The organism is Photorhabdus sp. P32, from assembly GCF_038085095.1.
In the GTDB taxonomy this organism is placed as follows: domain Bacteria; phylum Pseudomonadota; class Gammaproteobacteria; order Enterobacterales; family Enterobacteriaceae; genus Photorhabdus; species Photorhabdus luminescens.
In genome coordinates, this window is sequence record NZ_JAZGJN010000229.1 from 14958 (window position 1) to 29578 (window position 14621).

At 44.9% G+C, this 14621-nt stretch carries 19 protein-coding genes and 1 pseudogene; all 20 read left to right on the forward strand.

What is annotated here, in order from left to right:
* Positions 1–189: 189 nt before the first annotated feature.
* Positions 190–1284 (forward strand): peptidase, encoded by a 1095-nt coding sequence (locus tag V2H77_RS06330; protein ID WP_341498142.1) that lies wholly within the window; start codon positions 190–192, stop codon positions 1282–1284.
* Between the two features lie 31 nt (positions 1285–1315).
* Positions 1316–2251, forward strand: a complete 936-nt coding sequence (locus V2H77_RS06335; protein WP_341498144.1) for a hypothetical protein — start codon at positions 1316–1318, stop codon at positions 2249–2251.
* An 11-nt stretch (positions 2252–2262) separates the two neighbouring features.
* Positions 2263–2613: a DUF2190 family protein gene (locus V2H77_RS06340; protein WP_341498145.1), complete on the forward strand. Its 351-nt coding sequence runs from the start codon at positions 2263–2265 to the stop codon at positions 2611–2613.
* A gap of 1 nt (position 2614) precedes the next feature.
* Positions 2615–3052 carry a gp436 family protein gene (locus tag V2H77_RS06345; RefSeq protein ID WP_341498155.1) on the forward strand — a complete coding sequence of 146 codons (438 nt, stop codon included), beginning with the start codon at positions 2615–2617 and terminating at the stop codon, positions 3050–3052.
* A complete protein-coding gene (locus V2H77_RS06350) occupies positions 3052–3519 on the forward strand; it encodes a Gp37 family protein (protein ID WP_341498146.1) in 468 nt (155 codons plus the stop codon). The genes V2H77_RS06345 and V2H77_RS06350 overlap by 1 nt, the downstream gene beginning before the upstream one ends.
* The gene (locus tag V2H77_RS06355; RefSeq protein ID WP_088371085.1) at positions 3516–3728 is read left to right on the forward strand and encodes a hypothetical protein; all 213 of its coding nucleotides are present in this window, start codon (positions 3516–3518) and stop codon (positions 3726–3728) included. Before V2H77_RS06350 ends, V2H77_RS06355 begins: the two co-directional genes overlap by 4 nt.
* Positions 3718–5145, forward strand: a complete 1428-nt coding sequence (locus tag V2H77_RS06360; protein WP_341498147.1) for a phage tail sheath subtilisin-like domain-containing protein — start codon at positions 3718–3720, stop codon at positions 5143–5145. Before V2H77_RS06355 ends, V2H77_RS06360 begins: the two co-directional genes overlap by 11 nt.
* On the forward strand, positions 5145–5669 hold the full coding sequence (locus tag V2H77_RS06365; protein WP_088371087.1) for a phage major tail tube protein: 525 nt from the start codon (positions 5145–5147) through the stop codon (positions 5667–5669). The genes V2H77_RS06360 and V2H77_RS06365 overlap by 1 nt, the downstream gene beginning before the upstream one ends.
* 8 nt (positions 5670–5677) lie before the next feature.
* A complete protein-coding gene (locus tag V2H77_RS06370; RefSeq protein ID WP_341498148.1) occupies positions 5678–5959 on the forward strand; it encodes a hypothetical protein in 282 nt (93 codons plus the stop codon).
* A 97-nt stretch (positions 5960–6056) separates the two neighbouring features.
* Positions 6057–6383 carry a phage tail assembly protein gene (locus V2H77_RS06375; protein ID WP_341498149.1) on the forward strand — a complete coding sequence of 109 codons (327 nt, stop codon included), beginning with the start codon at positions 6057–6059 and terminating at the stop codon, positions 6381–6383.
* Positions 6343–6462, forward strand: coding sequence for a GpE family phage tail protein (locus V2H77_RS06380; protein ID WP_110742787.1), 120 nt, complete (start codon positions 6343–6345; stop codon positions 6460–6462). The genes V2H77_RS06375 and V2H77_RS06380 overlap by 41 nt, the downstream gene beginning before the upstream one ends.
* 89 nt (positions 6463–6551) lie before the next feature.
* Positions 6552–9116 (forward strand): phage tail tape measure protein, encoded by a 2565-nt coding sequence (locus tag V2H77_RS06385; protein ID WP_341498150.1) that lies wholly within the window; start codon positions 6552–6554, stop codon positions 9114–9116.
* Positions 9116–10000, forward strand: a complete 885-nt coding sequence (locus tag V2H77_RS06390) for a phage tail protein (protein WP_341498151.1) — start codon at positions 9116–9118, stop codon at positions 9998–10000. The genes V2H77_RS06385 and V2H77_RS06390 overlap by 1 nt, the downstream gene beginning before the upstream one ends.
* A 2-nt stretch (positions 10001–10002) precedes the next feature.
* Positions 10003–10215 (forward strand): tail protein X, encoded by a 213-nt coding sequence (locus V2H77_RS06395; RefSeq protein ID WP_088371093.1) that lies wholly within the window; start codon positions 10003–10005, stop codon positions 10213–10215.
* Entirely contained in the window at positions 10203–11381 is a 1179-nt protein-coding gene (locus V2H77_RS06400) for a phage late control D family protein (RefSeq protein WP_341498152.1), read from the forward strand. Before V2H77_RS06395 ends, V2H77_RS06400 begins: the two co-directional genes overlap by 13 nt.
* Positions 11378–11983, forward strand: a complete 606-nt coding sequence (locus V2H77_RS06405; protein WP_341498153.1) for a phage baseplate assembly protein V — start codon at positions 11378–11380, stop codon at positions 11981–11983. Before V2H77_RS06400 ends, V2H77_RS06405 begins: the two co-directional genes overlap by 4 nt.
* Positions 11984–12028: 45 nt before the next feature.
* Positions 12029–12382, forward strand: coding sequence for a GPW/gp25 family protein (locus V2H77_RS06410; RefSeq protein WP_225816198.1), 354 nt, complete (start codon positions 12029–12031; stop codon positions 12380–12382).
* Positions 12373–13476, forward strand: a complete 1104-nt coding sequence (locus V2H77_RS06415; RefSeq protein WP_341498154.1) for a baseplate assembly protein — start codon at positions 12373–12375, stop codon at positions 13474–13476. Before V2H77_RS06410 ends, V2H77_RS06415 begins: the two co-directional genes overlap by 10 nt.
* Positions 13469–14044 (forward strand): phage tail protein I, encoded by a 576-nt coding sequence (locus V2H77_RS06420; protein WP_445935465.1) that lies wholly within the window; start codon positions 13469–13471, stop codon positions 14042–14044. The genes V2H77_RS06415 and V2H77_RS06420 overlap by 8 nt, the downstream gene beginning before the upstream one ends.
* Position 14045: 1 nt before the next feature.
* Positions 14046–14621: pseudogene (locus tag V2H77_RS06425) on the forward strand (hypothetical protein); the annotation flags it as partial.

Here is a 14621-nt window from a genome sequence, read left to right on the forward strand (position 1 = left end):
TATGCGGGTGATTTATCATTGTCATCCGCAAAAGACTTTATAAAGCGTTTACAGACTCAAATTTTCGATATCTAATTGCATGCAGTTCCACTTTATTATTTCCTTCCCAAATCTTTTCTAAAGCAGATTAAAAGTTGTTTTTTCTGATTGCGGAGAAACTGCCTCTATTAACGTAATAGAGGCAGTGAAATGAAGTCACTTCACATTTTCAAATCCGGTATACATACCGATATGTATGGCAAACAATTGCCGTTCAGCACCGCAGATTTGCAAGCTTGTGCAAAGGCTTATGACTCATCGTTGCATGAAGCACCGATTGTAATTGGGCATCCAAAAGATAATTTACCCGCCTATGGTTGGGTTAAATCGCTGACGTCTTCCGGTGATGACTTGATTGCAGAGACTCAACAAGTTGATGTTCAGTTCGCTGAACTGGTCGATGCAGGCCGCTATAAAAAAATCTCTGCTTCTTTCTATTTACCGGATTCCCCAAACAACCCTAAACCCGGCGTGCTCTATTTGCGTCATGTCGGCTTTTTGGGCGCACAGCCACCCGCCATTAAAGGACTGAAACAGGTTGAATTCAGCGAGCAAGAACATGGTGTCGTGGAGTTCTCTGATTGGAGTGACATCACCAACGCTTCACTTTGGGGGCGTCTGCGAGAATTTTTGATCAGTAAATTCGGTATGGACGAAGCAGACAAAGCGCTTCCTTCTTGGCAAGTGGATTCATTACGTGAAGAAGTTTATAGCACAACTCAGCCTGCTCCTGCCTTTCATGAACCCAATAACACACATCAACGTGAGGAAAACATCGTGACAAATGAAGAAAAAAAAGCGCTCAAAGATGAAAACACCCGCCTGAAAGAACAGCTTGTTGCCCGTGATGCTGCCGACGCAAAGCGCAAACAAACTGAGCAACATGCCGGAAACGTGGCATTTGCCGAAAAGCTGGTCGCAGACGGCAAATTGGCGCCTGCTGCCCAATCTGTCGTGGTCGCCTTGCTGGACGCTGTAACTCAAGGAAATTCCCCTGTCGAGTTTGCTGAAGGTGATGTGAAAAAACCATTGGCTACCGCGTTTAAAGATCTGCTGAGTTCTGCCCAGCCTGTTATTAATTTTGGCGAACATGCAACAAAAGACCGGGTTGACCAAAACACGTCATCAGATATTGCTGAGTTTTCTGATGCAGATCCTGAGCGTCTGGCGCTGCATCAAAAAGCCGTCGCTCTAGCGAAGAAAGAAGGTATCAGTTACGACGTAGCCGTTGCCCGCTGCCTGTAACACTGCAACCGTAACTATTGAGGAGAGATAAATGTCTGATTATTTGAAAGGCAAACGTATTGTTGACCCTGTGCTAACCAGTGTTGCACGTGGTTATAAAAATGCGGCATTCATTGGCGAACATCTTTTCCCTGTTGTCGAAATGGAGAAAGAAGGTGCTAGTGTGCCGACATTTGGTAAAAGTGCTTTTGTGGAATATGACACCAAGCGTGCTGTTGGCGCCAACAGTAACGTTTTGATCCGTGAGAAAGGTTCTTCGTTAGATATCGTGCTCAACGAGCATGATCTAGCTACACCTGTTGATTATCGCGAGAAATCAGAATCTTTATTTAATGAAGAAGCAAAGGCAATCCGTCGTTCCACCAATGGCGTGAATCTCAAACGCGAACTGTATGCAGCTCGATTGGCACAAGACCCTGCGGTTTACCTCAATGACTCGGTGAAGAGCCTGACAGTTAATGAACGTTGGGTTGGCGGCAAAGGTAACCCAATCAAAGTCATTGAAGCTGGAATTGATGTTGTTCGTACTGCCATTGGTGTACGTCCAAACCTCATGACAATGGGGGCTTGCGTGATGTCACTGTTGAAATTTCATCCTGAAATTCAGGCTGCTATTGGAGCCAACGAACGTAAACGTATCACAATAGAAATACTCAAAGATCTTTTCCAAATCCAGAACGTTGTCGTTGGTGAACCGGTTTCTACCCCAAGCATTAAAGAAAATCCCGTTGATATCTGGGCTGATAATTTGATGTTGCATTACGTATCACTTCCGCAGGCAGGAGCAGAAAGCGCTGATGAATATGAGCCTTCATTTGGTTATACGTTTCGCCGCAAAGGAATGCCTGTAGCGGATAAATATCCGGGTGTTGGCGGCAAGGTGAATTACTGCCGTTATACCGATATTTATAAAGTTGCGGTTGTTGGCGGTGATGCTGGCTATCTGATTACCAATATTGTGAAGTAAGGGTAACAATCATGGCAGTAATACAACAACCCGTATTGACCACGACCATCATCGCCACGGCTAATATCGTACAGCATCGTTTGGTGGGGGCCGATAATGCCCCTTGTCAGGCTGGAGCCGTTGCACTTGGTATAGCGGAAATGGATGCGAAAGCAGGTGATGCTATTCCAGTCAATGTCTTGGGCATTATTGCTGTTGAAGCAGGTGGGCCAATAGCTCGCGGGCAAGTCGTACAGTCGGATAAGAATGCCTGTGCAGTGCCACTAAGTTCTGCGGAGAATGCTGCCGGAACATCTATCGGATTTGCGCTAGATGAAGCCACGGCTGCTGGCAATGTTATTCGCATCTTACGTGGTGTATGACATGTATTGCTCATTGGCAGATCTGCAAGGGCAGATACCAACGCAATCATTGATATGGTTGTCTAACGAAGAGCCTAATGCCCAGACAATCAATGCAACTGTGGTTAACAGTGTCATTCGCTATGCCGATGAACTTATTGATGCCCATTTACGTGGGCGTTACATCCTGCCTCTGGCGGAGGTTCCCACGGTATTACGCGATGCTGCTATTACGTTAACACGCTATCGGTTGTATGCCCGCCGTCCAGAAGGCTCTATTCCTGAAGCCGTGATAGATGATTACAAAATTGTTTTGCGCCAACTGGCTGATATTCGTGATGCCAAACTGACACTGGGCCTGCTTTCCACAGGAAAAGATGCCTCTGAGCCGGGAGAGTTTCGTGTTCGAGCGCGTCATCCCACCTTTGGGGGAAGTCAAGGGATGTTGGAGAAATACTAATGGATGTTTCGCCGATCATTGATGCCATCGTCATGAGGCTAAAAGAAAAGCTACCTAGCTTACAGGTGGAGTATTTCCCTGAAAGGCCGACTGAATTCAGGCTGAACCATCCCGTGGGAGCCATTTTAATCAGCTATCCCGGCTCTCGCTTTGATAAGCCTGAAGATGCTGGAGCAGTATTGCAGACACAAACTGTCATGCTCAATGCCACTATCGTTTTTCGTCAGCTTAATGGGTGTCATGGAGCCGTTGCCACACTGGATGATGTACGCCGGGTTCTCGGCGGATTCCAACCACCGAACTGCCAACGTAAATGTTGGCTGGTACGGGATACATTTCTCGGTGAGATAGCTGGCTTGTGGCAATACACGCTGGATTTTGCGACTGAAAGTGTATTTATCGAAGATAGTGAGTCACCGGATGGCCCGCCGTTAGCCCAAATCAATTATGAGGAAACTAAACAATGAAATACCTCTATACAGGCCCAGCAAGCGGCGTCACTTTAGCTGATGGCACAGAAGTCTTGCTCTGGTCAGAAAAAACTATTGATTTACCGGAACAACATGATTATGTGAAGACATTGATCGCACTGCGATATCTTCATCCATTGTCAGAACAGCAAAAAAGTATCCTGAAGAAAAAAGAAAAGTCTGAGGGGGTCACTGATGGCCGCTAATTATTTACATGGCGTCGAAACTATCGAAGTCGAACAAGGCTCCCGTCCGGTCAAGACAGTAAAATCCGCCGTGATCGGCTTAATTGGTACTGCACCGATAGGGCCAGTAAATACAGTGACACTTTGTCTGTCAGAAAAAGATACAGCTCAATTTGGTGCTCAAATGAATGGTTTTACCATCCCACAAGCACTGGATGCTATTTATGATCATGGTGCGGGAACTGTGCTGGTCATTAATGTTCTTGATCCTGAAGTGCATAAAGCCAATGTTGCCAATGAAAGTATTATCTTTGATAAAACCACAGGAACAGCAAAACTGGCTAACCCCGTGGTCAGTAATGTCTTGCTAAAAGCCAACTCTGATAGTGCGCCTTATATAGAAGGACAAGATTATTCTCTGGATGTTCAAACAGGTAGGCTCAAAAACATCGGTAAAAACATCATTGCTGGTACAACCGTAATGGCCAGTTATGACTTTACCGATCCCACGTTGGTAACACCCGCTGACATTATTGGCAGCATCAGTGCAGCGGGTAACCGTACAGGTATGAAGTTGCTGAATGATACTTATAACCTGTATGGATTTTTTGCCAAGATCTTGCTGGCTCCTGTTTACTGTACCCAGCTAAGTGTGGCGACAGAACTGATTGCCCTTGCAACTAAATTGGGTGCCATGACTTATATTGATGCCCCGATAGGTACCACTTTTGCTCAGGCTATCAGTGGCCGAGGCCCATCTGGCACAATCAATTTTAATACCAGTTCTGATCGTGTCCGGCTGTGTTACCCATATGTCAAAGTCTATGATGCGGAAAGCAATAGCGAGCGCTTGGAACCATTGTCATCTCGTGCAGCAGGGCTGCGTGCCAAGATTGATGCAGACAAAGGTTTTTGGTGGTCATCCTCCAATCAAGAAATTAGGGGGATCACCGGGATTGAGCGTCAGCTATCCGCCATGATTGACGATCCACAAAGTGAAGTGAACCAGCTCAATGAACAAGGGATTACTACAGTGTTCAATAATTATGGCTCTGGTTTGCGCTTATGGGGCAACCGTACCGCCGCGTGGCCAACTGTGACACACATGCGTAACTTCGAGAACGTGCGCAGAACAGGAGACGTGATTAATGAATCCCTGCGTTACTTCAGTCAGCAATATATCGATATGCCGATCACGCCGGCGCTGATAGATGCCCTGACAGAATCTGTGAATGCCTATGGTCGTAAATTGATTGCCGATGGTGCCTTATTGGGATTCAAATGTTGGTTTGACCCTACACGTAATGAAGAAACTGATCTGACTGCTGGTCATCTGTTATTCAGCTATAAATATACACCACCGCCACCACTGGAACGGCTGACATTCGAAACTGAGATTACCTCTGAATATTTGCTGAATTTAAAGGGAAGTAATTAATGGCTGGAAAAATAGAAATTAACCGCATCACCAACGCCAACATTTATATTGATGGCAATAACCTGCTGGGACGGGCGGAAGAAGTGAAACTGCCAGACGTTTCCATGACCATGCAGGAGCATAAGGCGCTGGGGATGGTCGGTAAGGTGGAATTACCGGCAGGCTTCGATAAGCTGGAAGGCGAGATCAAATGGAACAGTTTCTACCGTGACGCTATGTTATCTGCTGCCAATCCCTATAAGTCTCTGGCTTTACAGTGCCGTTCCAGCGTCCAGAAATTCAGTTCACAGGGGCGCATTGATGAAGTGCCATTGGTGACGTATCTAACCATCTTATTTAAGAAGAATCCGCTGGGCACATTTAAACAACATGAAAATGCTGATTTTTCCAGTAGCTTTACCTGTACCTATATTAAACAGGTACTGGATGGTGAAGAATTGCTAGAACTGGATTATTTGGCCAATATCTTCCGTGTTGGCGGCGTTGATCAATTGACCGATTATCGCATCAATATCGGAGGTTAAACTAAATAATGACGGTAGAATTAGTGAATAAAGACCAGAATATTCCCAGTCTTGGATTACCTAATGGTACATGGTTTGCTGTTTTAAACATTCCAGGTGTGGAGACTTTATTTTCTACTCAGAAAACCAATGATCCTATTGACTGCTCTCGTTCCAAAGCCAGAAAGCTCGCCGACTTGATTGATAGGTGGATTCCACCGGAAGGTTGGTTTTCCGATATCGGTGCAGAGAAAGGGAAAGAATATTTGATAGATTTTTTCTGTAACTGTAAAGGCTTTCGCACTCACTAATGACAGGGGCATCAGCCCCTTTCTTCTTTAATCCCCTTTAATATCTCCGTTTCCATACATGAATGATACTGAATGAAACTTACAGAGGAGTATCATCATGTCAACTACGACTTACCATCTTCAATTTCCCTATACCACGGCTGCTGGCGTTCGCATTGAAGAGCTCCAGCTATCACGTTTGAGAGTTAAAGATATCAAAGCTGCCCGGCGAGCCAGCGAAAACCCTACTGACTGGGATGATATTTTGATAGCACGTTCGACAGGGTTGTTACCAGAAGATATCGAACAGATGGATGTCGCTGATTATCTGGCATTGCAGCAACGATTTCAGCAAGTCATCGGATTGGGTCAGGGAAATAAAAACAGTGTGGCAAGCATCGGCGATGTTAGCACGATGGTTCCGGTTCCAGCCGAGCGAGATTGATAATCTGGCACTGGATGAATTTGAATGTTGGCTGGATGAGGCCAACACCCAAATCAAACGCGAGAATGGAGACGGTTAATTGATGCAGACAAATATTGTCAATAATAGTGTCTGGAATACTGGAAGTGAATTTTCCATTTTATTTGCCATTTAATGAGAGCTTAATTCGTGTCAGCAAAATTTTCCATTGGTGTCATTATTGGTGGGGCCATTAGTGGTGCGTTCAGTTCTGCCATGTCCGGTACACGTCGTACACTGGGAGCACTGGGAGAAACGACACGGCGGCTTGAGAACAGACAACAAGCGCTGAACCGTGCTATTGAACGTTACGGTCAGCTCGGTTCCCGCAGTGCTCAGAGTTTGAATAGAGATCTACAACGTGTTAGCCGAACGCTGGAGCAGTTGAACCGTCAGCAACAGCGCTTACAGTCTGCTGCTATCATGAGTGATGCAGCCAAAGCGAATCGTATGGCGCTATATGCACAGGGAGCCGAAACCTATGCATTAACTCGCACGATATCTTCTCCTGTTATGAAATCGGTAACAAAATACGCCTCTTTTGAATCAGGATTGCGAGATATTGCTGTCACTGGTGATCTGTCTCCGAAAGAAGAACAAAAAATCGGAATCATCTTGCGCCAGAACGCCAAGCAAACAAACCAATTACAAGAAACCCTGCTGGAAGGTGTTGGTACATTGGTTGCCGCCGGAAAATCTCCCATGAAATCGACCGATATGAGTGGATTATTGGGCCGTGTCGCCACGGCATCTAAAGCTAATATTAATGACTTAGCCAAAATGGCTCTATCCTTTGAGTCCCTGAAAATTGAAGGTGATCAAGCGCTAAAAGAAGCCTTTAACCGAGCCGTTTTCGGTGCTAAATCGGGCCGTTTTGAATTAAAAGATCTCGCCCAATACTTCCCAGAAATGGCGCAACAATTTGCTGGAAAGGGAATATACGGTCAGGAGGCAGTTTCACAGATTATTGCCAGCTTAGAAGTTGGTCGTGAAGGTGCAGGAACGGAAGGTGAAGCAGCTACCAATATGAGGAACTGGCTGGCCTCAATGGGACGTGGTGATATTGCCAAAAGATACGCTGAAGCTGACGTCGATTATCAAACCTCAATGAGCAGATATGTTTCTTCGGGGTACTCGCAATATGAAGCTTCAATCATGATCGCAGACCGTTTTATCAAGAGTAAAGGTGCTGATCTCATGAAAGAGTGGAAAAAAGCGGGAGCCAGAGGTGATGAAGATGCACAACGTATGCTCATGGAATCTTTCGGGCTATCCTCTATTTTTACCGACGTACAGACAGTCAATCATCTCTTGGCCATGCGGCAACGTTGGAGCGATTATCAGCGTATCAAAACAGGTATGGGGACTGATTCGGCACAAAAATCTGTTGATACCGACTTTGATAAGCAGAACGATACCTTAGAAGCGCAATGGCGGCGTACTCAAATTGGGTTTAATGATTCGGCTATTAGCATTGGTCAGTCGCTGCGTCCAGCATTAATACAGTTAGCCGAAACCTTTATTCCATTGATGGACAAGACCGGAAAATGGCTGGCCGCTAATCCTGAACTTATCAATAATGTTGTCATGCTGATTGGTGGGTTCCTAGCACTCAAAGCCGCTTCAATCGGTGTAAGATTAGGTCTTAATCTTTTGCTTTCCCCTATAACTGATATCTGGAAAGGCGCAATGTTAATGCGCACACGGTGGTTATTGTTCCGAATGGCTATCGGTAGTGGTGGTAGATTCGGTGTCGTTGCAAATATCTTGGGAAAAATAGCCGGATCAGCTCTCTGGTTGGGCAGAATCCTCGGTAGTGCTCTCTATAAGGGCTTGATGTTAGCTGGCAGAGCTATTTTGTGGATTGGACGCGCACTATTAATGAATCCTATCGGATTGATCATCGCCGGTATTGCAGTGGCCGCTTATCTTATCTATCACTATTGGAAGCCCACCAGTAATTTCTTTAAACGGCTTTGGGTCTTAGTAAAATTTGCTTTCCAGATGGGATGGCAGGGAGTTAAAAATATTTGGTCTAACGTCAAAGGTTGGTTTACAGCTCGATGGAATGACATTACTAATGCGTTTGATGGCGGAATATTTGAGATCAGTAAATTAATTTTAAATTGGTCGCCATTGGGGCTGTTCTATAAAACATTTGCTGACGTTATGAAATGGTTTGGCATTGATCTGCCCAATAATTTTACTGACTTTGGTAAAAATATCGTTAATGGGTTGGTTAATGGTATTTCTAATATGCTGACCACGGCTAAGGACACCATTAAAAACTTCGGTGGCAAAGTTTCTAGCTGGTTTAAAGAAGCGTTGGGTATTCAATCCCCCAGTCAGGTATTTATGGGATTTGGCGATAATATTGTGCAAGGTGCGGTTGTTGGTATTGATCGTACTACGCCATTGGCTGCTCGTGCTACTCAACGTCTGGCTGAGGGAATGACCCCTGATGTCCCACAAATTTCACCTCCTGAGATGATGTCGAGTAATCCAGTCAGACGAACAGGTTATAAAGATGCCAGCAATAGCAATAGCAATAGCAATAATGATTTTTCTATCTCTTTCTCCCCGCAAATATACATTGGTGATAAACAACAAGCGGCTATACCCGATATTAGTAAAGCCTTAAACCTGAGTGTGCGTGAATTAGAGAAACTGCTGGAGCGTATTGTTATTCAGAGAGAACGCCGGAGGTACGGATAATGTTTGCGGTATTAGGTGATATTGAATTTGAGCTGATCACATATTGGGATGGTTTCGATGTAACGTTTGGTGTTGATTATGCCGAACATGCCCGAATTCAAGGTAAACCCAGCTTGCAGTTCGTGGGTGAGAAACTGGATGAAATTCAAATTAGCTTGGTCTTTCATCAACATTATTGTACGCCGGATGTTGAATTGAATCGGCTGCGTGAAGCAATGCGGAAGCATCAGGCACTTGCGCTAATATTCGGAAATGGTGATTACCGTGGCTGGTTTGTTATTACCGATGTGACCGCCACCAGTGAACAAACGGATTCAGTAGGTAATATATTTGCCCTCAATGCCTCGGTGACATTACGTGAATATATCGGTGCTCCTAAAAAACCACTGAAACCGCCTGCCATTAAATCCCATGTCCCGAATACAAAGGCGTTGTCTAATGCAATACCAAAACCATCAGGGATGGCTAAAAAAGTCAGGGATGGCGTGAATTATGCCAAACAAGCACAATCAGCACTGCAAACAACCATCAGCGCGGTACGTATTGCACAGAAGATGAAAGACAACCCGACCGTAGCGTTAACCCGTGTACCAGGTCTTCTTACCGGACTTAACAATATTGTTGGGCCATTAGGGAAAAGCCATCCGGCTTTTCAATCACTCGGTAACTCATTGCCAGATGCGATTCAACTGACCAGAGCAACGGGACAAGCAGCAACATTTGTTAACAATGCTCAATCGTCATTAAGCCGTGCAGACAGCCGTAATATCGCGGCTGCATTGGATTCTGCATCAGCTCAACTTGAATCGGCAAGTTCAACATTTACATCAATATCACCCGCGCTCAGTAAGATGGCAGCGCAAATTACCACAAGGGTACTTTGATCATGTTTCTTGAACACATAACGAAAGATAGCGAGAGATGGGATTTATTGGCTCACCATTATTATGGTGACCCTTTAGGTTACGCTCGCATAATTGCTGCCAATCCGCATGTTGCAGTTACACCTGTATTGCCATCAGGGGTTGTATTATTGATCCCTATCATTGACGCTGACAATGTAGTAACGGCAGAGGATACACCACCGTGGCTGAGATAATTGATCCCAAACAAACACCATCTATAACGGGTGTCTCAGAGGTTTTAAGTCCGACATTCACGTTACGATATTTGCAAAAAGATATCACAAATGACATCACTCCTTATGTCACTCGTGTCAGCTATACCGACAACATCAAAAGCGAATCCGATGAAATAGAGGTAGAGTTGGATGATACTGATGGTCGCTGGCTGGATAAATGGTATCCGGGCAAAGGTGATACGTTGACATTGAAGTTGGGCTATTTCGGCGAACGGTTACTGAATTGTGGCTCATTCTATATTGATGAAATTGAAGTCAGCATCCCTCCTTCTATTGTATCTGTTCGAGGTGTAGCAACGTCTATCAATACGGCATTGCGTACCAAATCTAACCGCGGATTTGAGAATACAACACTGGCAGCTATTGCTAACAACATCGCCAAGAAACATCGGTTAAAGTTGGTCGGCAGTATTGAAACCATCAAGATTGACAGGGTGACGCAATATTCGGAAACCGATGTGGAGTTCCTGAAACGACTGGCCAGTGAATATGGTTATGCCGTTAAGGTTGTCAGTGAACAGCTAATTTTCTCCCACTTAGCCACTTTGCGCAGCCAAGAACCCATAAAAAAATTACGCCCTCGCGATGTTGCCCAATTTTCACTGCGGGACACAATTAATAAAGTCTATAAAAAAGCTAAAGTGAAACATCAAAAGGCTGATGATAAAAAATTGATTGTCTATGAAGCTGATGGCACGACCAGTACAAGTAATCAGTCCAATTCAAAAGGCAAGAGTAGCGGTCAAGAAACCAGCGCAGATACCTTAAAAGTGAACAGCCGAGCTGCTAACAAGGATAGCGCTGAAATAAAGGCCAAGTCAGCACTGGATTCACATAATGAATACCAGCAGCACGGCTCACTTTCATTGATGGGAGCCCCTCAGTTAACCGCAGGAAATAAAATTGAGTTGATTGAATTTGGCAAGTTATCTGGGCAATGGTTAATTACTTCAGCTCACCACTCTTTTGATCGCAACAGCGGATATATGACCGAGCTTGAGATTGCTCGTGGCCCTGTTACATCGGGTAAATCCGAGAAAGATAAAAAGGGTAAGGCTCATAAATTGGTTGTATATAAGCCCGATGGTTCTTCCGACACGATCATCAAGGAGAAATCCAAATGAACAGCGTAACTCGTCAAATCGGCACGATTAGCGCCGTAGATCCTGCTACTGTTCGTGCCCGTGTACGATTGCCTGAATGCGATAATATGCGTACTAACTGGCTTAATGTGTTGCAGCGCAATACCCAGAATAACAAAGACTATTGGTTGCCCGATGTTGGGGAACAAGTTGAAGTACTATTGGATGCCAATGGTGAAGATGGTGTTATTTTAGGTGCTATCTATTCCAGTGTTGATAAACCGCCTGTTAACAATAAAGACGTTCGTGGTGTGACTTATGCAGATGATGCAGCTTTTTACTATGATAGTACCTCACACACCCTGACTATCAATGGCGGCATTCAGCACATTAAAATCGCGGTGGGAGCCAATGTTGTTATTCAGACACAGCAGGTAACTATTAATGCGCCGGAAACAATCGTAACCGGAAATATGTTAGTGAAAGGCCAATTAACTTACCAAAATGGGCTGTCGGGTTCTGGTGGTAATGGTGGAGCTGCGAACATTCAGGGTAACGTCAGCATCAATGGCAACATTCATGCAACAGGTAGCATCATGGATGAAGGCGGTAATTCGAATCATCATTCTCATGGATTTCTTTAAACGCCTTTAATATTAGATATGCCTACAGGGGATGATACTGTCCCCATGAATACGAACTCGCACTCTGCTTTTTGGCAATTCGCTCTCAAGAACTCAGGCAAAATTGCCTGTGGGCTGGACGATATCGCCCAAGCAATACTCATTATTCTACGTACACCATGTGGCAGTGATCCACATCGACCAGAATTCGGTAGTAACTTGCACCTTTATATTGATTACCCAATAGACCGCGCGATTCCCCACATTGTCAGGGAATCTGTTGATGCTATCACACGATGGGAACCTCGTTGCCAGTTGCTCTCCGTGAATCCAACGGTCAATGGAGAACACCTAACTCTGCGTGTGAATTGGACAGCAGTTGATGGTATTACACAATCTACGGAGTTGCTATGGCGCTGACAGAACCTGATTTTATCGAGTGTGATGTAGGGAAAATCACAGCCGAAATGATTGCAAAGTATGAGGCTGATGTAGGTAAGACTTTGTACCCAGCACAGGCAGAACGCCTGCTGATTAATTTATTTGCATATCGTGAAGCACTGACCCGAATGCGAGTTCAGGAAGCCGCCAAGCAAAATCTGGTCGAGTTTGCCCGTGCGCCCATTTTGGACTACTTAGGGGAATTAGTCGGAGTATATCGGCTACCCGCCCAACCGGCGCATACAATATTACAATTCAGTGTTGATGAAGCATTAGAGCAAGATGTACTCATTCCAGTTGGAACTCGTGTTAATGCATCGGACAGTATTATTTTTGCTACTAATACAGATGCTGTTCTGAAAGCAGGCACACGGTTCGTTAATGTCAAAGCTACTTGTACAGATGCTGGATTATCAGGGAATAGCTGGCAACCAGCACAAGTCAGTACATTGTTGGATGAAATCGACGACATTGACCTGCAAGTGACCAACACAATAGTGAGTAGTGGTGGTTCAGCAGAGGAGAGTGACGAGAGACTACGTGTACGCATCAAGATGGCTCCTGAATCGTTTACCAATGCGGGCAGTCGTCAGGCTTATCGCTTTCATGCTATGCGTGCTCACCCCAATATTGTTGATGTTGCAGTCAGGTCTCCCATTCCGGGTGTTGTTGAACTGTTTCCACTATTGGCTACGGGGTTGCCAGATGAAAGCATTTTAGCGCTAGTGAAAAGTTTTTGTTCTGACGAAAAAATCCGCCCGCTGACTGATACTGTACATGCAAAACCTCCCGTGAAGGTTGATTATACCATCAAGGCGAAACTGACCTTGTACAGTGGCGTTAATGCACCTGGTATTCAATCAGCAGCAGAACAAGCCATACAAACATGGGTAGCTGAACGAGCAACAACGTTAGGGAAAGATATTGTTCCCAGCCAAATCATCTCAACATTGTCTGTTTCTGGCGTCTATCAAGTCGTACTGGAGTCTCCTTCATTTCAGGTTGTAAGTGAAAATGAATGGGCGAACTGTATCGGTATCACTGTTATGGTCACTGGAGTCGCTGATGGTTAAGTTACATCTACCGCCTCCACTGGAAGCAGATATCCGTATGCGTGCATTAGGTCAGTTGGCTTCCCGTTTTGATGATATCGATTTAACCCAATTAATGGTTTATCTCATTGATACTGTCGATAGAAGCGCGCTGCATTGGCTTGCAAATCAATTCTCCCTATTTGGCGATGGCTGGGAGCTTGTCGAATCAGACAAGGCTCGCCGCACGTTAATCAAGTCAGCTATAGAATTGCATCGGTATAAAGGCACACCGTGGTCAATTCGTGAAATTATCCGTCGTTTTGGGTTTGGTGAAATTGATTTAATTGAAGGCACTGGTCAAATCAATTATGACGGTCATGCCAGCCATAACGGTAATTATATTCATGGAGATTCAACATCCTGGGCAGATTATCGCGTCATACTTCAACAACCTATTACCAATGATCAAGCTTCGCTACTGCGTACCACACTGGCCGCGTTTGCGCCTGCACGCTGCCACCTTGCCAGTTTGGAATATCAGTCTGTATCAATTCGTTACAACAATACTGTCAATTATGACGGTAGTTACAATTATGGGAGCAGTTAAAATGGCTAATTTACCGGAAACCCCACAGTGGTCAGAGGGCGTGTATCAGATAGAAACCTCAGACCCTGTGTTAGGAGGGCCTGATGGTATTTCCAATCGGCAGGCTAAACAGTTGGTCAACCGCACAAGCTATCTTAAACAGAAACTAGAACAAAATGGGAATGAGTTGAGGGAACATTCTGAAGTGCAAGACCCACATACTCAATATGCACCGAAAGCCAGTCCCATTTTCACAGGAACGCCAATTGCCCCCACACCGGCTAAAAACGCTAATAATACTCAGATTGCAACAACAGCATTTGTGCAATCACTGACGAATACGGCGAATCAAAGTGCTGTGGCTGCAAATAACAACGCTAATAGCCGAGTACCATCTATTCGTAAAGTGAATGGAAAAGCGTTGTCATCTGATATTTCATTAAATGCCGGGGATGTGGGAAGTTATACTAAATCTGAGAGCGATAATACTTTCTTGTGCATTTCTAGCGATAAAACTGCAACCGTTGGTAGTTTATTGATTGATAGTAAAACGCCTTTTCCTGAGCTGCGTTTCAAATCGAAAGATGGGTATGTGGTA